19 protein-coding genes and 1 pseudogene are annotated in these 21,427 nt (G+C 67.3%); 16 read left to right on the top strand and 4 right to left on the bottom strand.

The features are described 5' to 3' along the window. Nucleotides 1-25: 25 nt before the first annotated feature. Together ON43_RS41875 and ON43_RS41880 are read left to right on the top strand one after the other, a co-directional pair. Complete coding sequence (locus tag ON43_RS41875; protein ID WP_040816658.1) at nucleotides 26-2,068, top strand: M3 family metallopeptidase; 2,043 nt, start codon at nucleotides 26-28, stop codon at nucleotides 2,066-2,068. Nucleotides 2,069-2,142: 74 nt separating this feature from the next. Then, nucleotides 2,143-3,129 carry an alpha/beta hydrolase gene (locus tag ON43_RS41880; RefSeq protein WP_051180284.1) on the top strand — a complete coding sequence of 329 codons (987 nt, stop codon included), beginning with the start codon at nucleotides 2,143-2,145 and terminating at the stop codon, nucleotides 3,127-3,129. A 117-nt stretch (nucleotides 3,130-3,246) separates the two neighbouring features. Here the strand turns inward: ON43_RS41880 and ON43_RS41885 are convergent, their stop codons facing one another. Continuing rightward, entirely contained in the window at nucleotides 3,247-3,534 is a 288-nt protein-coding gene (locus ON43_RS41885) for a hypothetical protein (RefSeq protein WP_040816661.1), read from the bottom strand. A gap of 99 nt (nucleotides 3,535-3,633) precedes the next feature. Then, nucleotides 3,634-4,149, bottom strand: a complete 516-nt coding sequence (locus ON43_RS41890; RefSeq protein ID WP_245569111.1) for a DUF4265 domain-containing protein — start codon at nucleotides 4,147-4,149, stop codon at nucleotides 3,634-3,636. A 126-nt stretch (nucleotides 4,150-4,275) separates the two neighbouring features. On the opposite strand from ON43_RS41890, the gene ON43_RS41895 reads away from it, so the two are divergent. From ON43_RS41895 to ON43_RS41925, 7 genes are all read left to right on the top strand, one after another. Then, nucleotides 4,276-4,680 (top strand): hypothetical protein, encoded by a 405-nt coding sequence (locus ON43_RS41895; protein ID WP_218003539.1) that lies wholly within the window; start codon nucleotides 4,276-4,278, stop codon nucleotides 4,678-4,680. Nucleotides 4,681-4,841: 161 nt separating this feature from the next. Further along, nucleotides 4,842-5,063 (top strand): hypothetical protein, encoded by a 222-nt coding sequence (locus tag ON43_RS41900; protein ID WP_040816665.1) that lies wholly within the window; start codon nucleotides 4,842-4,844, stop codon nucleotides 5,061-5,063. A gap of 154 nt (nucleotides 5,064-5,217) precedes the next feature. Beyond that, a complete protein-coding gene (locus ON43_RS41905; RefSeq protein WP_083914432.1) occupies nucleotides 5,218-5,991 on the top strand; it encodes a succinate dehydrogenase cytochrome b subunit in 774 nt (257 codons plus the stop codon). Beyond that, nucleotides 5,988-7,940: a fumarate reductase/succinate dehydrogenase flavoprotein subunit gene (locus ON43_RS41910; RefSeq protein WP_040816669.1), complete on the top strand. Its 1,953-nt coding sequence runs from the start codon at nucleotides 5,988-5,990 to the stop codon at nucleotides 7,938-7,940. Before ON43_RS41905 ends, ON43_RS41910 begins: the two co-directional genes overlap by 4 nt. Next, on the top strand, nucleotides 7,937-8,686 hold the full coding sequence (locus ON43_RS41915) for a succinate dehydrogenase/fumarate reductase iron-sulfur subunit (protein WP_040816671.1): 750 nt from the start codon (nucleotides 7,937-7,939) through the stop codon (nucleotides 8,684-8,686). The genes ON43_RS41910 and ON43_RS41915 overlap by 4 nt, the downstream gene beginning before the upstream one ends. A 105-nt stretch (nucleotides 8,687-8,791) precedes the next feature. After that, on the top strand, nucleotides 8,792-10,744 hold the full coding sequence (locus ON43_RS41920) for a hypothetical protein (protein WP_040816673.1): 1,953 nt from the start codon (nucleotides 8,792-8,794) through the stop codon (nucleotides 10,742-10,744). Between the two features lie 25 nt (nucleotides 10,745-10,769). Continuing rightward, the gene (locus ON43_RS41925; RefSeq protein ID WP_157514463.1) at nucleotides 10,770-12,356 is read left to right on the top strand and encodes an ABC transporter substrate-binding protein; all 1,587 of its coding nucleotides are present in this window, start codon (nucleotides 10,770-10,772) and stop codon (nucleotides 12,354-12,356) included. 30 nt (nucleotides 12,357-12,386) lie between these two features. Here ON43_RS41925 and ON43_RS41930 read toward each other — a convergent pair whose 3' ends face one another. After that, nucleotides 12,387-12,800 carry a nuclear transport factor 2 family protein gene (locus ON43_RS41930; RefSeq protein WP_051180266.1) on the bottom strand — a complete coding sequence of 138 codons (414 nt, stop codon included), beginning with the start codon at nucleotides 12,798-12,800 and terminating at the stop codon, nucleotides 12,387-12,389. 112 nt (nucleotides 12,801-12,912) lie between these two features. On the opposite strand from ON43_RS41930, the gene sigJ reads away from it, so the two are divergent. Next, nucleotides 12,913-13,761: an RNA polymerase sigma factor SigJ gene (gene sigJ / locus ON43_RS44315; protein ID WP_040816675.1), complete on the top strand. Its 849-nt coding sequence runs from the start codon at nucleotides 12,913-12,915 to the stop codon at nucleotides 13,759-13,761. Between the two features lie 159 nt (nucleotides 13,762-13,920). Here sigJ and ON43_RS47110 read toward each other — a convergent pair. Continuing rightward, nucleotides 13,921-15,117 (bottom strand): annotated as a pseudogene (locus ON43_RS47110) (HupE/UreJ family protein); the annotation flags it as partial. Between the two features lie 238 nt (nucleotides 15,118-15,355). Here ON43_RS47110 and ON43_RS41945 point away from each other — a divergent pair. The 6 genes from ON43_RS41945 (at nucleotide 15,356) to ON43_RS41970 (ending at nucleotide 21,414) form a co-directional block, all read left to right on the top strand. Continuing rightward, nucleotides 15,356-16,894: a DUF4331 domain-containing protein gene (locus tag ON43_RS41945; RefSeq protein WP_040816737.1), complete on the top strand. Its 1,539-nt coding sequence runs from the start codon at nucleotides 15,356-15,358 to the stop codon at nucleotides 16,892-16,894. Between the two features lie 78 nt (nucleotides 16,895-16,972). Then, a complete protein-coding gene (locus tag ON43_RS41950) occupies nucleotides 16,973-18,274 on the top strand; it encodes a tetratricopeptide repeat protein (RefSeq protein WP_040816676.1) in 1,302 nt (433 codons plus the stop codon). A gap of 129 nt (nucleotides 18,275-18,403) precedes the next feature. After that, nucleotides 18,404-18,817, top strand: coding sequence for a DUF6463 family protein (locus tag ON43_RS41955; RefSeq protein WP_063712737.1), 414 nt, complete (start codon nucleotides 18,404-18,406; stop codon nucleotides 18,815-18,817). A gap of 22 nt (nucleotides 18,818-18,839) precedes the next feature. Then, entirely contained in the window at nucleotides 18,840-19,445 is a 606-nt protein-coding gene (locus tag ON43_RS41960) for a DUF2867 domain-containing protein (protein ID WP_040816677.1), read from the top strand. A 327-nt stretch (nucleotides 19,446-19,772) separates the two neighbouring features. After that, nucleotides 19,773-20,180 (top strand): putative copper homeostasis (lipo)protein LpqS, encoded by a 408-nt coding sequence (gene lpqS, locus ON43_RS41965; protein WP_245569112.1) that lies wholly within the window; start codon nucleotides 19,773-19,775, stop codon nucleotides 20,178-20,180. Between the two features lie 106 nt (nucleotides 20,181-20,286). Next, nucleotides 20,287-21,414: a PLP-dependent cysteine synthase family protein gene (locus ON43_RS41970; RefSeq protein WP_040816680.1), complete on the top strand. Its 1,128-nt coding sequence runs from the start codon at nucleotides 20,287-20,289 to the stop codon at nucleotides 21,412-21,414. Nucleotides 21,415-21,427 lie beyond the last annotated feature (13 nt).

The following is a 21,427-nucleotide window of genomic DNA, read 5'->3' on the forward strand; positions in this document are numbered from 1 at the left end:
CATCTGCCGGAATAAGGTGACGGGTATGACGAGCAACCCGTTCTTCGAGCGCAGCACGCTGCCCTATGAGCTGCCGCCGTTCGCGGAGATCAGCGAGGAGCACTATCTGCCCGCCTTCGAACGGGGGATGGCGGAGCAGCTGGCCGAGATCGCTGCGATCACGGCGCTGGACGAGGCCCCGACGTTCGCGAATACCGTTGAGGCGCTGGAGCGTTCGGGTGCCGTGCTGACGCGGGTGTCGCTGGTGTTCTTCAACCTCGTGTCCTCGGATACGAACGAGCGCATCCAGGAGATCGAGGCGGAGGTCTCGCCGCGGCTGGCCGCGCACTCGGATGCCATTCACCTGGATCCGGTGCTGTTCGGCCGGATCGACTCGTTGTACGAGCGCCGCGCCGAACTCGGGTTGGATGCCGAGCAGACGCGGCTGGTGGAGCGATACCACCTGCGATTCGTGCGCGCCGGGGCCCGGCTGGATGCGGCGCAGCAGGCTCGGTTGCGTGAGCTCAATGCGGAACTCGCCACGGCGTCAACGGAATTCGGTCAGGAGAATCTGGCGGCCAGTAACGCGGCGACGCTGATCCTCGACAGTGAGGACGAACTCGCCGGGCTCCCCCCGGCCGCGGTGGCCGCTGCGGCGGAGAATGCCGATGCTCTCGGGCATCCGGGGAAATGGGCGCTGAGCCTGCAGAACGTCTCCAATCAGCCTGTATTGGCAGATCTGGCGGACCGGGCGGTGCGGGAACGCATGATGGCGGCGTCGCTGGGCCGCGGGTTCGGTACGAACGGAGGCAATGCCGCTCTGGGAGCTCGCATGACGGCCCTGCGCGCCGAACGAGCTGAGCTGCTGGGGTATTCGGATCACGCCTCCTACGCCGTGGCCGATCAGACCGCGAAAACCGCTGAGGCGGTGGAGGATATGCTCGCTCGCCTGGTGCCGCCCGCGGTCGCCAATGCCGAGCGGGAGGCCGGCGAGCTCACGGCCGCCATGCGGGCCGTCGACGCGGAGGCCGAACTGCGCTCGTGGGATTGGCAATTCTGGTCGGAAAAGCTTCGGGCCGAACAGTTCTCGGTGGACGGCGAGGTGCTGCGCCCATATCTCGAACTGGAGCGGGTGCTGTGGGACGGCGTATTCCACGCGGCCGGGCTGGTCTACGGGCTCACCTTCCGGGAACGCACCGACCTGACCGGCTATCACCCGGAGGTGCGCGTCTTCGAGGTCTTCGACGCCGACGGCAGCGAGCTGGGCCTGTTCCTCGGCGACTTCTTCAAGCGCCCGTCCAAGCGCGGTGGCGCGTGGATGAATTCGCTGGTCCGCCAGTCGAAACTGCTGGGGCAGCGGCCCGTCGTGGTCAACAACCTCAATATCGTGAAACCGGCCGAGGGTGAACCGGCCCTGCTGACCTGGGACAACGTCCGCACGCTCTTCCACGAGTTCGGGCACGCCCTGCACGGGCTGTTCTCGGATGTGGTGTATCCGTTCTTCTCCGGCACCGCGGTGCCGCGCGACTTCGTGGAATTCCCGTCGCAGGTGAACGAGATGTGGATGGCGCGGCCGGAAGTGCTGGCCAACTACGCCCGCCATATCGAAACCGGCGAGCCGATGCCCGCGGAGCTGGTCGAGCGGATGGTCGCGGCCGAACAGTTCGGTGAGGGTTTCCGCACGGTCGAATATCTGGCCGCGGCACTGCTGGACTGGGCCTGGCATCGTCGCACCCGCGCCGAGGCGGAGGTCGACACCGATGCCGAGGAGTTCGAGGACGCGGCCCTGCGCAAGGCCGGGGTCGCCCTCGCCGCGATCCCGCCGCGTTACCGGACCGGTTATTTCGCGCACATCTTCGCGGGCGGTTACGGGGCCGGGTACTACTCCTACATCTGGAGCGAGGTGCTCGACGCCGACACCGTGCAGTGGTTCGACGAGGGCGAGGAATCGATCCGCGCGAAGGGCGAGCGGTTCCGCGGCGAACTGCTCTCCCGCGGTGGCTCGGTCGACCCGCTGGAAGCCTTCGCCGCCTTCCGCGGGCGTGCGCCGGAGATCGAGCCGCTGTTGATCCGCCGGGGGTTGAACTGATTCGACTGGGGCACAGCGGATTTCCCGCTGGGATAAAGTGGATCTCCGGAGATCCGTCGGGAGGGGAGCGAATGATGGGCGTAGTGCGGTCTGAAGAACACCGGACGTTTCGCGGTGTGTTGAAGCGATTCGCCGCTGTTGCGGCGGCGGCCGCGCTGGTGTCGGCCGTTGGAGCGGCGCAGGCCACGGTCGGTACCGGCCGAGCCGTGGCCGCGCCGTCGGGCGGGTACCAGGAACTGTGGGTGCCCTCCAGCATGGGCCCGATCAAGGTCCAGGTGCAGTGGGCCGCCCGCGGCGGCAGCTCGGCCCTGTACCTGCTGGACGGCTTGCGCGCTCCAGGCGACCACAGCCAGTGGACCTCCGACACCGACGCGCTGCGCCAATTCGTCGGCGACGACGTCACTCTCGTGTTCCCGGTGGGCGGCCACTCCAGCTTCTACACCGACTGGCTGCGCCCGAGCAGCACCAACGGCCAGACCATCACCTACCGCTGGGAAACCTTCCTCACCGAGGAACTCCCCAACTTCCTCGCCGGCTACGGCGTCTCCCGCACCAACAACGCCATAGTCGGCCCCTCCATGGGCGGCAACGCCGCCCTCACCCTCGCCGCCCACCACCGAGACCAATTCCGTTTCGCCGGTTCCTTCTCCGGCTACGTGAACCCCACCTTCCCGCTGTGGAACGAGGGCATGCGCGCCGCCATGCGCGACGAGGGCAACTTCAACCTCGACGACATGTGGGGCCCGATCACCAACCCCGCCTGGACCCGCAACGACGCCACCGTCCAGGCTGAGCTCCTCCGCGGCCTCCCCATGTACATCTGGAGCGGCAACGGCGTCCCCACCGCCGCGGACCTGACCAACACCGTAGGCAACACAGTCAACGCCATGGCCCTCGAGGCAATGACCCAAACCGCCACCAACATCCTCCGAACCCGCCTCGCAGCCTTGGGAATCCCCGCCCGAGTAGACATCGGCCCCGGCACCCACACCTGGCCCTACTGGCAAGAGGCCCTCCGCACCGCCCGCCCCCTGATCCTCGACGCCCTGTCCGCCCACTGAACTGGGCGTAGAACAGCGAAGCCGCAGGTCATCCCTGCGGCTTCGTCCGGTCTACAACGTTGTCCGAAATCTGTTCTGGTTCACGATCACTCCCCGGGGCGTGAACCCGAGGTCTCGCTACGCGGGGTTGTAGTCGCAGTCGATGTAGATCTCATCGGCATCGGCCGAGACGAGGACATAGCCGGGGATGATCGGACAAGACCAGTTGCCTGGTTCGCCCGCGGCATGCCCGGCACACGCCTCACCCGGCGTCTTGACGTGCTCGTCGCCGGTAACCGGGTCATACAAACAGACCTGATCAGGCACATCGGCGGAGGCCGGACTGGCTGCGGGAACCGCAAATCCGGCGAAACCGGCAGCGGCCACCACCAACATGGCGGCATGGTTTCGAACGGTGAACTGCATATCGTGCTCCTCGATTGATCGTTTGGGCGCAAGCACCCTAGCCCGGTCACATCCCAAAGGCGACTGGACGTTCGACCATCTGCCGACTGGCCCCCGGTCCTATTGGTCGGTGGCCGCACGCCATTCGTCGGTGACGCAACCTTCCTCGTAATGCCACCGACCCTCCTCCGCGCCCTGAAGCACCAGATGCTTCACCGCGTGAAGGTCGGCGGTGGCCGGCACATGCAGGGCGACCAAGTTGAACCGGGCAAGGCCCTCGCCTTCAACCCCTAACGGCGCGAACGCATCCAACACCGCTTGTCTCGCCTCGACCTCACCGCCGCCACCGATCGGGACGATGCGAATCGTGCAATTGTCGGAATACTCCACGGCCTCCTCGACCCACAGCACGCCCTCGTCGTCGGCGGCGACCCGTACCACGTCCCCGGACGCATACCCGCGAACGAAGAACGGAATATTGTTCAACTCAACGCAATCACCGCTGCGCCGATTCGCCCACATGCTCTCGGTCTTGGCGGGCGGCCACCCGTCCCCATCTTGCGGCAGTCGAAAAACCACCTTCACCAACTCACCCGACACCGCTGCCTCCTCGCCTGCCATCACCCCGACCAGCATGCCAGGCTGCCCCTGCGTGCCCTGAACATCTGATGGGTAGCCCTGGGCAAAAGGCCACCGCTCGAATCGAATTAGGGGAATTCGCCCGATTACGCCCACCCCGCGCGGCTTGTAGTTTCTAACGGTATGCCGCGTCGATTGACAGCCCTGTTGGGTATCACCAGCCCGTTGTTCGCGATTGCCGTCGGTGTTGCCGCACCGCAGGCCGCCGCGGCCGAGACGGTCGTGCTGGCGCCCTGGGTCTCGTGCACTGGCAAGTGGTGCCGCAACGAAACCGACGACACCTATCGCCTGGACGTGATCTTCGACTGCGGTCGACAGGGGCAGCGCGTAGTCCGTGCCTACCTTCCGGCACACAGGACCTCGGTCGTGGCTGGTGGCTGTGGCAGTCATCGCGAGCGCTGTTCGACCGACCGCGAGCGCTGGTGCGACGAGGACTATCCGATCCTCGGCATTCGCTACGACACTGTGGTCGTCGACAACGGACCGATTCCGCCCTGGCCCTTCGGCGGCACAGGCTCGTCATACTGAACGCGGAACAGCGGGTTCAGTGCCCGTCGCCCTGTCCCGCGCCCCGGAGCCACAGATTCGGTGACCGATTCGGGGCGGTTGTGGGGAAGCGTTGGGGGAGTGGACAATTCCGCGCGTCAAGATCACTTTTCGTCGTCTGTGGGCGGCGCGGGGAGGAAACTATGAACGTCAAGCGTGGACTCGTTCGTACGGCGCTGGGCGCGGCCGTCATTGCCGCCGGTGTCGTGACCGCCGCGGGCGTCGCGAGTGCCGATGTGCAGTTGCAGCCGTACAACGGCCAGGAGAACTCGGATATCAGTGGGTACGGGTCGGGTAGTGCCGCGGGGTCCGGGCATGCCCTCGGGGAGATGATCGGTCGACTGCTGTTCCACAACGGCGAGTAGGTCGGCGATGTGGGGCCTCGTCCGGTACGGCCGGACGAGGCCCTTTTGCGTTGATGGCGGTTCGGTGCGGTAACGATCTTGTAGATGTTGCGAGTGGTTTGCTGGTTGGAGGGTGTGGGTCGGTAGGTTCTGGGCTCGAGGAGGTCCTGGAGCGATGACGCCTACTGCCGAGAAGGTGGAGATTGCTGACGGGGGGCATGAGGTTGCGCGGGGGCCGGTGGTGGCGCGGGCGCAGTGGGGGTGGCGGGGGCGGCCGTCTTCGGTGACGCTCAAGCTGGTTATGGCCGGTACGGGGATTGTGTTCGCGCTCTTCGTGCTGGTGCACATGATCGGCAATCTGAAGGTGTATCTGGGGGCCGAGCACTTCGACGAGTATGCGCATTGGCTGCGGACGTTGTTCGAGCCGTTGTTGCCCTACGAGGGCACGCTGTGGATCTTCCGGGTAGTGCTGCTGAGTTGCTTGATCGCCCATGTCGGCTCCGCGGTGTTGTTGACCGGGCGGGCGCACCGGGCGCGCGGGCGGTTTCGGCGCAAGGGGCTCGGGCTGCGGTCGTTCACTGCTCGCACGATGTTGGTGAGCGGGCTGGTGTTGTTGCTGTTCATCATCTTTCACATCCTCGACCTGACCGTGGGGGCGCGGCCGTTCGCGAGCGACGAGTTCGAGGACGCGACCCGGACCACCAGCTACGCCTACGACAATCTGATCGCCAGCTTCGAGCGGCCCGCGGTGGGAGCGTTCTATCTGCTGGCGATGGCCGTGCTCGGGGCGCATCTGATACACGGATTGTGGACCGCGGTCAATGATCTGGGCATTACCGGCCAGCGGCTGCGGCAGGTGTGCGTGGCGATCGGCGGGGTGCTGGCGCTGGCGGTGATGGTCGGCAATATGACGATTCCGATCGCGGTGTGGACAGGGGTGGTGTCATGACGATCGATCCACTGGCTGGACTGCGCACGATCGGAGCGCCGATCTCCGGCGGTGTGCCCGAGGGGGATCCGGCGCAAGCATGGCAGCAGCGGTGCCTGGACTACCGGCTCGTCAGCCCGCTGAATCGCCGCAAGTTCACCGTGATCGTGGTCGGCACCGGACTGGCCGGTGCGGGCTGCGCGGCCGCGCTGGCCGAACTCGGTTACCACGTAGAGAGTTTCACCTTCCACGATGCCCCGCGCCGGGCGCACAGCGTCGCCGCCCAGGGCGGTATCAATGCCGCGCGGGCCCGCAAGGTCGACAACGACAGCATCGAACGCTTCGTCAAGGACACCGTGAAGGGCGGGGATTTCCGTGCCCGCGAGGCGGATTGCTTCCGCCTGGCCCGGGAGTCGACGCGCGTGATCGACCATATGAACGCCATCGGCGCACCCTTCGCCCGCGAGTACGGCGGCAGCTTGGCAACCAGATCCTTTGGTGGCGTGCAGGTTTCGCGCACCTATTACACGCGTGGGCAGACCGGGCAGCAGCTGCAGGTCGCCGCCAGCCAGGCCCTGCTGCGGCAGGTGCACGCCGGCACGGTCAACCTGCACACCCGCAGCGAGATGCTCGACCTCATTGTCGACGACGGCCGCGCGCAGGGCATCGTCACCCGCGACCTGGTCACCGGCAAGGTCACCGCCACCACCGGGCACGCGGTGGTGCTGGCGACCGGCGGCTACGGCAATGTCTTCTACAAGTCCACGCTGGCACGCAATTCCAACGCGACCGCGACCTGGCGGGCACATATGCGTGGCGCCCTGTTCGCCTCACCCGCGTTCATCCAATTCCATCCGACCGCCTTGCCGGTGAATTCGGAATGGCAGTCCAAGACCATCCTGATGAGTGAATCGCTGCGCAATGACGGCCGCATCTGGGTCCCCAAGCGCGCCGGAGACGACCGCGACCCCAACACGATTCCCGACAGCGAGCGCGACTACTACCTCGAGCGCATGTATCCGTCGTACGGCAATCTGTCCCCGCGCGACGTCTCCTCGCGGGCCGCCCGCACCCAGATCGACTCCGGCCACGGCGTCGGCCCGCTGAAAAACAGTGTGTACCTGGACTTCCGGGACGCCCTGGCCCGCCTGGGACGAGACACCATCGCCGAACGCTACGGCAACCTCTTCTCGATGTACCGCGACGCCACCGGCGAGGACCCCTACGTCACCCCCATGCGGATCGCACCCGGCGCACACTTCTCGATGGGCGGCCTGTGGGCCGACTTCGACCAGATGACCTCCATACCAGGCCTTTTCGTCGCGGGCGAGGCAAGCTGGGGATACCACGGCGCGAACCGCCTGGGCGCGAACTCCCTGCTCTCGGCCTGCGTCGACGGCTGGTTCACCCTGCCCTACGCGGTGCCCAACTACCTGGCCGGTCTGCTGGGGACCACACCGCTGAAAGCCGATGATCCCGCGGTGACCACGACGCTGACCGAGGTGAGCGATCGAGTCGAATCCCTGCTGTCGATCGGCGGCAGCCAAGGCCCCGACCGCTTCCACCGCAGGCTCGGCGAACTGCTGTACGCCGGTTGCGGCGTCTCCCGCTCAGCTCAGGGCTTGGCGGACACCATCGGCGCGATCGACAAGCTGACCGCCGAGTTCTGGACCGACCTCCGTGTCGCCGGCACCGGCGAGCAATTCAACCAGGAACTCGAAAAGGCCGGGCGCGTAGCCGATTTCCTCGGCCTGGCCCGACTGATGTGCATCGACGCACTCGACCGCGACGAATCCTGCGGCGCGCACTTCCGCGTCGAACACCAGACCCCGGATGGCGAGGCCCAGCGCGACGATGCCGACTGGGCCTTCGTATCCGCCTGGGAATACCGCCCCGACGGCCCGCAGGTCCGCCACGACGAGCCGCTGACGTTCTCCGCCGTCCCACTCCAGACGAGGAACTACGTATGAGGCTGAGGCTGCAGATCTGGCGACAGGCCGACACCGCCACCCCCGGCGGCTACGAGGAGTACGTCGTCGACGACGCCGCCCCCGAGATGTCGCTGCTCGAACTCCTCGACCGGCTCAACGACACCCTCGTCGCCGAGGGCCGCGACCCGGTCGCCTTCGACTCCGACTGCCGCGAAGGCGTCTGCGGCTCTTGCGGAATCACCGTCGACGGCCGCCCCCACGGCCCCGTCGCCAACACGCCGTCCTGCCGTCAGCACGTGCGCTCGTTCGCCGACGGCGCGCGCATCCGCCTCGAACCCCTGCGCTCGGCCGCCTACCCGGTGGTCCGCGATCTCGTCGTCGACCGCTCCGCCCTGGACCGCCTGATCGAGGCCGGCGGCCACATCGCCGTCGACGCGGGCACCGCCGCCGACGCCGACACCGAACCCCTCCCGCACGACGATGCCGAGTACGCCCTGGATTTCGCGGCCTGCATCGGCTGCGGCGCCTGCGTGGCCGCCTGCCCGAACGGGGCCGCGCACCTGTACGCGGGCGCGAAACTGCTGCACCTGGGCACCGTGACCCGGGGCCGCCAGGAACGCGGCCGCCGCGCCCGCGATCTGATCGGGCAGATGGAGCAGGAGTTCGGCCCCTGCTCCAGCTACGGCGAATGCTCCCAGGTCTGCCCCGAATCCATTCCGCTCACCGCCGTCGCCGCCGTCAACCGCGAGGTGGTGTGGGCCCGCCTCCGCGGCCCCAAGAACTGAACCCTGCCTTCGTCCAACAATTCCCGCCGATCATCTTTGTATCACCCTGTCCAACAGCGAATTCCGCTCCAACTTGCTACAGTCTCGCTCAGTTCGAGGGAGGCGATGCCCGTGTTCGAGGGCCGGGTCGGACTGCTGGGGTTGATCGACGATCTGATCGAGATTCCGTCGAAGCAGGATATCGGGATTACGAAACCGGTGCAGGTGCTGGAAGGCTGCGGCGGGTCGGGGCGCACGGCCTTGCTGGACGAGCTGCAGCGCAAATGGCATGAGCACACCCCAATAGTGCTGGTGCGTCCGCTGGAACTGCCCGAGAACGAGGCCAACCCGTCGCGCCCGATTCTGGCGGCGATCATGCTCGGCCTGAGTCTCGGTGTCGACGGATACCGGATCGCATTTCCGCGGGTTGTGGTGGCCCTGATCGCACTTCGGGAGAATTTCGCCGATATCGCGGAGGACGGTCGCGTTCCGCATCTGTACGCGAAGCTGAACGGGTATGGGCATCGCGACGATCTGATCGGCTTGATCCTCGATCTGATCAGGGGCATGGGTGGGATGGCCGCCGATGCCGGAATCCCCGGGATTCACCTGATTGTGCCCGTGGCCGTGCAACGGCTGTCGGCGCTGGTGGCCGATCGACTGCGGCATGGGCGCTTCGTCACGCGGTTCACCTGGGGTTCGGCGGTGGATTGGTTCGGCCATGAGGATCGAGATCTGCGCGGGTCCGGCGCGGAGGCCCTGGTGAATCTCAGCCTGAGATCCCGAAATTCGAATCCGGACACCCGTCAGGGTGTGGACGACGTGCTGACCCGCGCTCTGCTCGCCGATCTCCGGCACAGCGCGGCGAAGGTGCATGCGCGCACCTCCAATGCCGTTGTCCTGCTCGATGACGGCGACGCCGAAGCGGCGGTCGCGTTCACCGGCTCGCTGCTGCGGGCGCGCACCGTGCTCGCGGCGGTGCGGGGCCTGTTGCCGGATCCGCTCACCGTGATCACCACCAGTTCCGGTGTGCTCGCGACGGAAGTGGGTTGGCATCTGCCGGAACCGGCGATAGTGACCGATCCGCCGAGATCCTCGCCGCTCACCCCGCCCGTGCCGCTGTGGGCCAGGCTGCGGCTGGCCGACTTCACCGATCTCGAGGTCTCGACGCTGGCGATGGCCGCGGATCCGATCGAGGGCGGACGGATCAGTGCCGCCGTCCATCGGCTGACCAAAGGGCATCCGGCCGCGACGGTGCTGCTGCTCGAGAAGTTCGCGGCCGCTTCCGATTCGGCGCGATCGCGCGAAACCGGCCTGATGCTCGCCGATCTGCTGCGTGCCCCGGGACCCGAGGCGCGGTACACGGTCGAGCGCTATCTGCTCCGTGTCTTCGCTCGCGGCCTGAGCAGGCGGCGGCTGGTCGGCGAGAATGTGGTGGAGGCGCTGATCACGGTGTCGGCGGCCCGGAACAAGCGCGAGGCCGTCGCGGCGCTGGGACCGGTCCTGCCGCCCGGAGCCGAACACGATACGGCGCTGTTCGAATCGGGCCCGCTCTGGCGCAGTGACGGCACCGAGGAGCGGTTGCCCCCGCTGCTGCGGCTGCTCGGCCTGCGGGCGCTCGCCGCGCGCACCGATCCGGCCACCGGGTGGGATCGGGTCTTCCGGCTGCTCGTCAACGCGGTCGATCGCGACGACGCGGGCAGGTTGCTGTATACCCGTCTGCTGCACGGTATTTCGGCGGTCACGACTCCGCTGGCCGACGAACTGCCGCGGTTGCCCGCGCGCGACTGGCTGGCCCGGTTCGACGAGGTCATCTCCGTAGCCGACCCCCGGCGCCCCGATCGCGCGCTCATCGAAGGTCCCGATCGCGCGCACACTCTGCATGAGCACCTCGGCGTATTGCTCGCCGTGCTTCCCGAACTCGACTCCGATCTTCCGCTCGTCCCGAATGACGAGATCGGGCAACTCTATTCGCGTGTGGCCGACAGTTATTCCGAGCTGGCGCGCTACGCCGGTGATCGCGGTCCCTTCGTGCAGCGTGCGGGTGAATCCCGTAGGCGCGCCTGGAGATTCCAGTGACCCGCAGCTAGAAAGGCACTCGACCATGGAGTCCCGATACTGGGCTTGGATCTTCCCGAAGCCGCGCAGACCGTTTCCCCGCCGCCGGCGGGAGTGGTGGCGGTTCGCCCTCGTGGTGGTGTTGCTACTGGGAGCCGGGACCGCCTATGCCGCGCATGAGCAGTTGTACCGCCTGGCCACCTGCAACGACGGCTGGCCCAGCACGGATGCCTGGGATTCGAGTGGACGTTGCATCGGATTGTCCTCCGGCCCATACGCTTTCGGACTGCCCGCCTTCGAGCAGGTGATGGGTGAGATCGACGCGCAGAACCGGGCGGCGTCCGAGCAGTGCCACGGCACCGGGGTGACCGTCGGCGTGCTCATGGCCATGACCGCCGCGAACGCGGGCAGCCGGGCACTGCACGAGCTCGAGGGCATGGCCGCCGGTCAGCACCGCGCGAACGGCACCGGCTGCATCCATCCGATGAAACTGTTGATCGGGCAGCTCGGTGACTATGACGACCCCGACGGTGCGCTCGCGGTGGCGAAGGCCATGGCCGAACGGCCGGAGGTGGTCGCGGTCGCGGGCATCGGGCTCAGCGATCCGACCACCGCGAAGATCGCGAATCTGCTGGCGGAGAAGAAGATTCCGGTCATCTCGGATGTGGTGACGGCCGAGGGCTTCGACCAGGACGGCTCGAAGGCCGACGACCCGAGTTTCGAGCAATGCGACTCCGAGGCCAGTTTCGCCCACGGCATCGGCCGGGACTACCTGTATCGCATCGGCTTCCGAGTCGCGGTGCAGGTCAGCGCGATCGGCGCGGTGTCGCCCGGGAAACCCGACGTCATCGCGGTGCCGACCGGGCGCACGGACCCCTACACCTGCACCACCCTGCCACTGCTGCACCGCCGCTACGGTGACGTGTCGGAGATGAAGTTCGACGATACGGAGCCTGCCACCGTCACGCAGACGGCCAGAAGCATCTGCGCGACACAGCAGCCCATCACCGTGGTCTACGTGGCTCGCGGTCGCGATCTGGGCCGCCTGATCTACGGTCTCGATGAACTGGTGTCGCGCGGGCAGTGCCCGGCCACCTCCATCACCGTGTTGAGCACCTCTGACGGAAACCGTTTGCGGACACAGGAGTTCGATCCCGGACTCGAGGACATCCGGAAGAAGGCGGTGACTGCGCACAGTTTCCAGGACGGCCGGATCCGGTTGCTGTTCACACTGGTCGCCGGCACCGACGGACCGCGCGCGGACAATCCGAATTGGCCGGAGTTCAACCAGGCTTTCCTGGCCGCGGGTTTCTTGCCCGCTCATATCGGGGACGGCTGGGCCATCAACGCCTATGACGCGGTGACGACCGTGGACACCGCCCTGCGCCTCATCCCGACGCATTCGACCGTGCGGCGCAGTGAACTGAACTCCGTCATCTCCGGGTTCAAGAAGGAACCCGTCCCGGGGGCGGAGGGTCCGATCACCTTCGACAACAGCGGTAATCGAACCGGTGCGCTCCCGTTGGTCGTGCGCCTGTGCCCCGCCAAATCCGGCACCGACGCCACGGATATGGCGGCCGTCGAGGCGATTCCCGGCGCTCCGATTCCCGAGTGCCCGCCGCTTCCGGCGTGATCACATTCGCGGCCGTCAGGTTCGCTCGCGTCAGAGCATTCCGTGTGGGTGCGGGATGGGGGAGGGGATCGGTTGGACGACGTCCCAGTGTTCGGTAATCAGGCCGTCGCGGACGCGCAGGATGTCGACCACGGCCGTTTCGGGTAGCCGGGCCGAGGTCAGCCGGGTGTGCACCGCGACCAGATCGCCGTCGGCGATCACGCGGCGCACATCCTGATCGGCGGCGGCGAGTGCTCGGCCCGCGGGGGTTTCGAAGAAGTCGATGAACGCCTGCCGCGCGGTGCCGGTCGCCGGATCATGGGGCACTCGCGGATTGTGCGAGATGAAGTCCTCGCTCAACAGCCCGAACGCGCCCGGCAGATCGCGGGCGGCGAATCGCCGGAACAGTTCGAGGACGGTCGCGCGGCTGGCCTCGGTGGTGGTGAGTTGGTCGGAGGTGGTCATGGAATCGTCCCTTCGTTCGGTTGTATGAAGGTGAGACGGATGCCGGAGCCGTCGCGTCACATAGTGATTCACTCCGGTGTTCGTGTGACGGATGGCGACCTCGGGACGTCGAATGGATATGGACACCGAATTCACGGGCATGCGCGACGAGCTCTTCGGCGCTGCGTACCGCATGCTCGGCAGCCGCGCCGACGCCGAGGACGTCCTGCAGGAGGCGTGGCTGCGCTGGAATCGCGTGGATCGAGCCGAGGTGCAGCAGCCGCGCGCCTACCTGTTCCGATTGGTGACCAGGCTGGCCATCGATCAACTGCGAAAAGCCAAGGCGCGCCGCGAAACCTATATCGGCCCCTGGCTGCCGGATCCCGTGCTCACCGGACCCGAGACGGATACCGAACTGGCGGAATCGGTTTCGATGGCCCTGCTGGTGGTGCTGGAATCCCTGGACCCCGTGGAACGAGCCGTCTTCGTACTCCACGAGGCCTTCGGTTTCGAGCATGCGGAGATCGCCGACATGATCGGCCGCACCGAGCGCGCCACCCGCCAATTGGGTTATCGCGCCCGCCGATTCGTCCAAGCGCGGCGTCCCCGCCACCGGCCGTCGCTGCACGAACATCGGGAGCTGACCGAACGTTTCATCGCCGCGGCCCTAGGCGGCGACTTCACACTCCTCACCCAACTCCTGTCACCCGACGTGACCTTCTGGGCCGACGCCGACGGCACCTCGGAAACACCCCGCGAGCCGATCCACGGAATGCTCCCCGTCGCGACCTACCTCTGCTCGGTCACCTGGGCCTGGCCCCCCGAACTCGGCGTCCGCCCAACCCTGATCAACGCCGGCCCAGGCGCTCTGATCACCTCCCACGGCGACCCGTACATGGTCCTGTCCCTCGACATCACGGCCAACCGAATCCACACGATTCGCCTCATCCTCAACCCCACCAAACTCGCCGACCTCACCTGAGATTTCCCCGCTGACACGGGATCGCCGATTGCGGAATCGTGCGGCCAGCGCCAGCATGGCGACGGTGGCCGCGGTTGCGGTGAGGGGCATGATCATCGAGCCGGCTTGGTCCGCGGCGCGGGCGAGGGGGTTCGGGTAGCCGAGGCGGTCCAGGGCCCAGGCGAGGGCGGCGGTGATCACGAGTAGTGAGCCGCCGATGCGGAGGATCGGCTGGGCTCGGGTGGTGGCCAGGACCAGGAGCGGGGGTAGCGCGAGGGCGACCAGGAGCAGCTGGACCGCTTCGATGCCGAGGTTGAAGCCGAGGACGCTGATGGCCAGTTGGCTGGTGGAGAGCTGTAGTTCGGCCAGGGTGAGGGAGAAGGCCAGGCCGTGGATGAGGCCGAAGGTTGCGGCGATGAGAGCTTCTCGGCCGGGGAACAACGGTCGGATGGCGTGCAGGGCGCCGATGAGAATTGTTGCGGTGATGAGGGTTTCGATGGGGCGGGCGGGGAGGGATAGGCGGGTCAGGGCGCTGACTATGAGGGCGGTGGAGTGGCCGGCGGTGAAGGCGAGGGTGACGGTGAGGATGTGGCGGGCGGCGCGGCGGGGGCGGGGGTCGGGGTGCCAGCGGCCGGATTTGGCGAGCAGGACGGCGGGGAGCAGGAGGGTGAGGAGGAAGAGGAGGTGGTCGGTGCCTTCGAGGATGTGGTGGACGCCTAGCGCAACCATGCCGGTGAATGCTCGCCACACGCCGGTGTCGGTCAGGTCTATCGAGAGGGGTGGGACGGTCATGGAGTCGGGGTTCATGCGGAGGATGCCGATTTGGCGGGCGTCGCGGGTGGCGTCGACTTGGCCGGCTTGCCAGTCCTGGCGGACCGAGACGATGGCGATGTGGGTGGGCACCTTGTGGATGACGGCGTCGTAGGACAGGACGAAGCGGCGCATGTCGGCGCCCGGCGGTGGGGTCAGGACGGCGTGGACGAGCAGTTCCTTGTAGGAACCGGTCGCTGATTGGCCGGTTAGGTCCAGGCGCATGTCGCTTATCAAGACCGTCCATCGCACGCCGTCCGGCGTGGTGGGGCGCAGGTGGCCGCGCAGATAGTTCGCGAGGCCGATGCGGTCTGACTCCGACAGCTGCGTACGCAGGTCGACGTCGATGCCGCTGGCCTCCGCGAGATTGCCGGTGGGGATGGACAATTCGGCGTCGATCGTCGTCTCGCGCACATCGAGCCGGATATTGGTGCCCGGCATCGGATGCGCGGGCGCGGCGATCGGGTTGAACAGCAGGACCACAACCGCGCAGCCCAGCGCCGCCAGGGCTCGGTAGAGCGTTCGCATCACGGGGCCACCATGCGCGTTCCGCGGGTACCCCGGCATCGGTCGATCGACCTATCTTCTCGATGGCCGGTGAGCGGTAAGCCGGATGACCTTCGGGCTCAACGAATCCGGCCGACCGGGATAGGTCGATCGACCGATGTGACCAGCCGGTCGGGAGCACAGCATGGGCGGTACCGGCGCGAAAGGCGCTCGGAGCCAACGAAAGAAAAGCCACATGTATCGATCTGCGCAGCGCGGTGTGCGTCGCCGTGCCGGGGCCGCATTCGCGGCTGCCGGAATGATTGTTCTCAGCAGCACCCTGGGCGGACTGGGGTTACCGGTCGCCTCGGCCTCCAGTCACCGGGAGGCGCCCCTGATCGCGGGTGATCCGGCGGTGGACAACACGGACGTGTACGCGTTCGTGAGTCCGGACTCGCCGGATACGGTCACGATCATTGCCAACTGGTTCGGACTCCAGGAACCCAATGGCGGCCCGAACTTCTATCCGTGGGCCACGGAGGCCAACTACGACATCAATATCGACAGCAATGGAAACGGGAAGCCGGATGTCAGCTACCGGATCACGTTCGACAACGACGATCGCCGGGGCGGGTCCACGTTCCTGTACAACAACGGCCCGGTGACCAGTCTCGACGATGAAAACCTGCTGTTCAGGCAGAATTACACGCTCTCGGTCAGCCACGGGGCCAACGACTGGAAGCCGATCGTCACCGGCCCGGCCGCACCCTCCTACACCGGGCCGGCGTCGATTCCCGATTACGCGCCGCTGGTCAAGCAGGCCACCAAGAGCCTGCCGGGCGGCGGATCGGTGTACGTCGGGGCGGCGGAGGATCCCTTCTTCCTGGATCTGCGCGTCTTCGACCTGCTCTACGGCGGCAATCTGTCCGAGGTCGGCACCGACACGCTCGCCGGGTACAACGTGAATACCGTTGTGCTGCAGGTGCCCATGAAGGATCTGGCGTTGAACGGGGATGCCAAGCGCAACCCGGTCATCGGTGTCTGGAGTGATACCGAGCGCCGTTCGCTGCAGCTGTCGCCGGGCGCCGCGCACCCGGTCGGCGAGGCGGTGCAGGTGTCGCGGCTGGGCAATCCGCTCGTCAACGAGGTCGTGCTGCCGGTGAATCTGAAGGACGCCTTCAACGGGCTCTCGCCCAGCAAGGACGCCACGATTCCGGAGGTGGTCAAGTCGGTCACCGATCCCGAACTGGCCAAACTGATTCAGGCCCTCTACAAGGTGCCCGCACCCGCCGGGCCGCGCAACGATCTGGTCGAGATCTTCCTGACCGGCATCGCCAAGAACGCGCCGACCCTGGACGGCAGCCATCCGCCGATCCAGGCGGACCTGAACTCCCAGGTCCTCAATGCCGACGTGCAGGCGCAGGGCTTCCAGCCGTCGGAGATGTTGCGGCTCAACATGTCCGTGCCGGTGACCGCCAAGCCGCAGCGTCTCGGTGTCCTCGCCGGTGACCTGCAGGGCTTCCCCAACGGCCGCCGGTTGACCGACGACGTGGTGGACATCGCCGTGCAGGCGATGGAGGGCGCGGCGGCCTCCGGCAAGCTGGTCGACGCACTCGCCACCGGGGACAAGGTCGACGCCAACGACGTGAAGTTCCTCGACACCTTCCCGTATGTCGCGCTGCCCTCGAAGCAGGCGGGCGGGGCGAAGTCGTCGGCGGTCGGCGATATCGCACCGGCGGCCGCGGCGAAGTCCAGCGACGGCGGGACGCCGGTGCTACCCGTCGCCGCCGGTAGTGCCGGCGTGACCGCACTGGCCGCTGTCGGCGGCTGGCTGTGGCTGCGCCGCCGCCGCGCCTGAGTTCCCGATCCGGGTGGGCGGCAAGGAATTCCGCCCACCCGGACAACCTCTTACTCCGATTCCCACCAAGGTCCGGGCATGTCTGTCACACCAGTTCGCAAACGCTTCGATCCCGTCCTCGTCGTCCTCCTGCTGATCGCCCTCACCGCCGCCGTGCTGGGCGTGAACTCGCTCCTCCACGGCCGCGCCGAGCCCTCCGCCGCCACCGAACCCCTTGCCGCACAGATCGAACAGAAGCGGCAGCAGCTGGATCGGGTGCCGGGCAATGCGTCCGGCTGGGCCGGGCTGGGCGCGTCCTACGTCGAATTGGCCCGCATCACAGGCGATCCCACGAACTACGGTGAGGCGCAGCGAGCGCTGGACCGGTCGTTGCAGCTGAAGCCCGAGGGCAATGCCGAGGCGTTGTCCGGTCTCGGCGTGCTCGCCAATGCCCGGCACGATTTCGCCAATGCCCGCCGCTACGCCGAACAGGCGCTGGTCCTGCGGCCGGACAGCGCCGAGATCGAGGGCGTGCTGGTCGACGCGCTGACCCAGCTCGGTGACACCGACGCCGCCACCGCCGCCGTCCAGCGCATGCTGGATCTGCGACCCGGCGTCCCGTCCTTCACCCGCGCCGCCTACGACCTCGAATTGCACGGCCGCACAGCCGAAGCCCGCGACGCCATGCAGATGGCCCTGTCGGCGGCGACCACCGCCGATCAGATCGCGTTCTGCCGATACCATCTCGGCGAACTGGCCTTCAATGCCGGCCAGCTGGACGAAGCCGAAACCCATTACCGCACAGGCTTGCTCGCCAACCCCGACAATGCCGCGCTGATGCAGGGCCAGGCGAAGATCTACGCCGCACGTGGTGACCTCGACCGGGCCATCGCCCAGTACGCCGCGCTCACGGCCCGCTCGCCGCTGCCCGAATACCTCATCGAGTACGGCGAACTGCTGGAGTCGGCGGGCCGTCCCGAGCAGGCCCGGGCCCAGTACGCGGCGGTCGCCGATCGCTTCCGGGCGCTGGAGGCCCAGGGCGCCACCGTCGACCTGGACGCGGCCCTGCTCGCCGCCGACCACGGCGACCCGGTCGAGGCCGTGCGGCTGGCCCAGCTGGAATACGCTCGCCGCCAGAACGTCATCACCACCGACGTGCTGGCGTGGGCACTGCACAAGGCGGGCCGGGACGGCGAAGCGATCGTCCTCGCCGACCGCGCCGCCACCCTCGGCTGGCGCAATGCGTCGCTGTCCTATCACCGGGGCATGATCCTGGCCGCGCTGGGCCGCACCGACGAGGCCACCACCGCCCTCCGAGCAGCCCTCGACATCAACCCGTACTTCTCGCCCCTGCACGCGCCCCGGGCCCGCGCCACGCTCGACACCCTCACCGCCCGTTGAGCGAGATGTGGCAGCCCTCATAGCCTTCCGGTCTATACGGCACCGTATAAGAGTGCCTAATCTGGTTGTTATACGTCACCGTATAACGGTCGGGTGGCGATGCGATCGATGATCGAAGGGGTGCTCGACATGATCAAGTGGGCTGGCTGGCTCATCACCCTGTGCGGGGTCGGACATACGACGGGGTCGCTGGTGCAGACCCTCCCGCATTACGCCGGGGATTGGTTCCGCTGGAAGCTGTGGGACGGTGACCTCGTCACCATGAACCACACCACCGCCGGATTCTGGTACTCCGCTTTCAGTTTCGGCCCGCCGCTCATAGTGATCGGCCTGACGGTGGTGTGGATGGCCCGCCGCGGCATCACGCCGCCCGCTTTCATCGCGTGGTGTGCCGTGGGGTGGACCCTGATCACCGCGGCCCTCTCCGGGCCCTCACCCTTGCTGCTGCTCCTCGTAGCGGCCACCTTGCTTCTGGTCGGCGCCCGCCGCGTCGGCCAGGAAGCCGTTGGGCGCCAACCTCATCCGGTGGGCGATCGGGTTTAGCGGAAAGGGTAAGGACACTTCGATGAAACTCCCCATCGCCGAACACACCGGCCGCCCGTGGCGGATCCACGAAATCGCCCCCGACTTCACCGTCGAGGACGTGTGGTCCTTCCACACCCCCGGCGCCGGACCCGCCGATTTCCCTGTCGTGCTCGAGGCCCTGCGCGGGTCGGGCGGGCCATCGGATGAACCGCTGGTGATCCAGCTCTTGTTCGCGGCGCGCTGGAAACTCGGCGCCCTCCTCGGCTGGGACGAACCGGGCCAGAGCCTCGGCGCCCGAGTCGAGTCACTCCGCGACCGCCTGCCTCGAGACCTCCGCGACCTCCCGGCCGGAACCCCGCCGCCCGGCACCCCTTTCACCGTCGTCTACGAACTCGACGACGAATGCGCCCTGGAACTGGCCAACAAAACCGTCCACGGCATCTGCCACCTCGGCTGGGTCCCAACCCCCAACGGCGACTACGAACTCCGAATGGCAGTCCTGGTCAAGCCCAACGGCATTCTCGGCCGCGTCTACATGGCGGGCATCAAACCCTTCCGCTACATCCTCGTCTACCCGGCAATGACCCGCCTGTGGGAACGCGCCTGGCGCAATCGAAATCGAACCGGAGAGTCCCGGCCGCGCTGATCGCAGTGCCATCCGCTCCGAACGACAGGGGTGTGCAGGTGAGGGGACCGCGCACCCCTGTCGTCCGTATTGCGTGCCGTGCACGGCACCTTGTACCGAGGTGGTCGATCAGTACAAGTTCTTACGTACTAAGTACGTACGTAGATAGTAGGTCTGAGATTCCTGTCCGCGCAAGGGTTCCGTTGGGTGAATCTTGTTGGCTCGCAGTTCGGGTAGTCGCCGAGGGGTGCGGATCGCCGATGTGACCCAGCTATCTCACAATCTACGTACTGTGATAGTAGATTGTCCGGAGGATAGCCCGGCGCCCGCAGATTGGGGGAACGTGACATGACGAGCACTGCGACGGGGTCGCGGGTTCTCGCCATGCTGGTGCTGGTCGTCGCGGTCCTGCTGTCGATCGTCGGCTGTGCCGCACCGATGGCGAATCACTCCGAGCACCCCGGGCTCGGCACCGCCATCGTGCTCGAATTACACACGGCAGCCGCTGATTTCAACCATCCGGACTCGGGGAATGTCGACCACTGCGGGGAATCGGAGATCCCGCACAGTATCGCCGGACCTGCCACCCCGCGTACCGCCGATATCCTCGGCGCGCCGCAAGCGGCCCCGGAGCCGCTCGGATGGGCGGTGACGGCGGACGCGGCGGTGCTCGCCGACCGGGTGCGCGGGCCGCCCGGCCCGGCCGTCGCCGGCGGCCGGGAGATTCTCACCCGCATCTGTATCGCACGGCGCTGACAGGTCAGCGACAGGCCGACGGTGGTCCCTCGGTCGGCCGGTGTTCGCTGCCCTGCTCACGTCACGACCGCCCGTCATGGCGGTATCGATACAGGAAGCGATAGTCATGAATGACGTTGTGCTCGAATGGCATCCGGATAGCCCGGCGAGCCGGATGGCGGCTCCGGGCCCCGTTCGGCAGCCGCAGGCTCTGGTGGGAAATACGCCCGTGTTGTGGATCGGCGCGCCGCTGGCTCCGGCGGGGCGCGGTTTCTGGGCCAAGCTGGAGGGCTCCAATCCGGGCGGTATGAAGGACCGGCCCGCGCTGCACATGGTGCGTCGCGCGCGGGAGCGCGGTGATCTCGAACCCGGCGCGAGGATTGTCGAGTCATCCAGCGGGACACTGGGTTTGGGCCTCGCGCTGGCGGGAATGGCGTTCGGCCATCCGGTGACGGTGGTGACCGATCCGGGGTTGGAACCCATTGTGGCCCGCATGCTCACGGCCTTCGGGGCCGAGGTGGACTCGGTGCGCGAGCCGCATCCGACCGGCGGCTGGCAGCAGGCGCGCCGGGACCGGGTGGCCGAACTGCTCGAGCGCGAGCCGGAGGCCTGGTGCCCCGATCAGTACAGCAATCCCGACAATGTGGATGGATACGAATCGCTGGCCGTGGAACTCATGGCGCAATTGGGTGGCGTGGATGTGCTGGTGTGCGCGGTCGGTACCGGCGGTCATTCGGCCGGGGTGGCGCGCGTGCTCAGGCGGTTCAATCCCGGTCTGAAACTGATTGGCGTGGACACGATCTCGTCCACCATCTTCGGGCAGCCGACAGGGCCGCGATTGATGCGCGGATTGGGGTCGAGCATCTATCCCCGCAATGTTGACTACGCCGCGTTCGACGAGGTGCACTGGATCGCTCCCGCCGAGGCGGTGTGGGCCTGCCGGACCCTGGCCGCCACCCGCTATGCCACCGGTGGCTGGAGCGTCGGCGCGGTCGCGCTGGTCGCGGGCTGGGCCGCGGGGATGGCTCCGGCGGGGACACGTGTCGCGACGGTGTTTCCCGATGGCCCGCAACGGTATTTCGACACGGTCTACAACGACGCCTACTGCGCCGAGCACGGGCTGCTGGACGCCGCGCCCCCACTCGGCCCCGCCACCATCGCCCACCCCGGCGAGCGGGTGGTGACCTCCTGGACACGCTGCGCGCGGGTGCCCGACCCGAGGTCGACGACCGAGTTCGCGGCGGCGCGATTGTGACGGCGCTGAGCGG

The organism is Nocardia concava NBRC 100430, assembly GCF_000308815.1.
Classification (GTDB): Bacteria; Actinomycetota; Actinomycetes; order Mycobacteriales; family Mycobacteriaceae; genus Nocardia; species Nocardia concava.

Coding starts and splice junctions, on each gene's coding strand:
- ON43_RS41905 (WP_083914432.1), top strand. CDS start 5,218: ATGACGCCTACTGCCGAGAAGGTGGAGATTGCTGACGGGGGGCATGAG.
- ON43_RS41895 (WP_218003539.1), top strand. CDS start 4,276: ATGCCGCGTCGATTGACAGCCCTGTTGGGTATCACCAGCCCGTTGTTC.
- ON43_RS41900 (WP_040816665.1), top strand. CDS start 4,842: ATGAACGTCAAGCGTGGACTCGTTCGTACGGCGCTGGGCGCGGCCGTC.
- sigJ (WP_040816675.1), top strand. CDS start 12,913: ATGGATATGGACACCGAATTCACGGGCATGCGCGACGAGCTCTTCGGC.
- ON43_RS41885 (WP_040816661.1), bottom strand. CDS start 3,534: ATGCAGTTCACCGTTCGAAACCATGCCGCCATGTTGGTGGTGGCCGCT.
- lpqS (WP_245569112.1), top strand. CDS start 19,773: ATGACGAGCACTGCGACGGGGTCGCGGGTTCTCGCCATGCTGGTGCTG.
- ON43_RS41875 (WP_040816658.1), top strand. CDS start 26: ATGACGAGCAACCCGTTCTTCGAGCGCAGCACGCTGCCCTATGAGCTG.
- ON43_RS41960 (WP_040816677.1), top strand. CDS start 18,840: ATGAAACTCCCCATCGCCGAACACACCGGCCGCCCGTGGCGGATCCAC.
- ON43_RS41890 (WP_245569111.1), bottom strand. CDS start 4,149: ATGCTGGTCGGGGTGATGGCAGGCGAGGAGGCAGCGGTGTCGGGTGAG.
- ON43_RS41955 (WP_063712737.1), top strand. CDS start 18,404: ATGATCAAGTGGGCTGGCTGGCTCATCACCCTGTGCGGGGTCGGACAT.
- ON43_RS41950 (WP_040816676.1), top strand. CDS start 16,973: ATGTCTGTCACACCAGTTCGCAAACGCTTCGATCCCGTCCTCGTCGTC.
- ON43_RS41925 (WP_157514463.1), top strand. CDS start 10,770: ATGGAGTCCCGATACTGGGCTTGGATCTTCCCGAAGCCGCGCAGACCG.
- ON43_RS41915 (WP_040816671.1), top strand. CDS start 7,937: ATGAGGCTGAGGCTGCAGATCTGGCGACAGGCCGACACCGCCACCCCC.
- ON43_RS41880 (WP_051180284.1), top strand. CDS start 2,143: ATGGGCGTAGTGCGGTCTGAAGAACACCGGACGTTTCGCGGTGTGTTG.
- ON43_RS41930 (WP_051180266.1), bottom strand. CDS start 12,800: ATGACCACCTCCGACCAACTCACCACCACCGAGGCCAGCCGCGCGACC.
- ON43_RS41945 (WP_040816737.1), top strand. CDS start 15,356: ATGATTGTTCTCAGCAGCACCCTGGGCGGACTGGGGTTACCGGTCGCC.
- ON43_RS41910 (WP_040816669.1), top strand. CDS start 5,988: ATGACGATCGATCCACTGGCTGGACTGCGCACGATCGGAGCGCCGATC.
- ON43_RS41970 (WP_040816680.1), top strand. CDS start 20,287: ATGAATGACGTTGTGCTCGAATGGCATCCGGATAGCCCGGCGAGCCGG.
- ON43_RS41920 (WP_040816673.1), top strand. CDS start 8,792: ATGCCCGTGTTCGAGGGCCGGGTCGGACTGCTGGGGTTGATCGACGAT.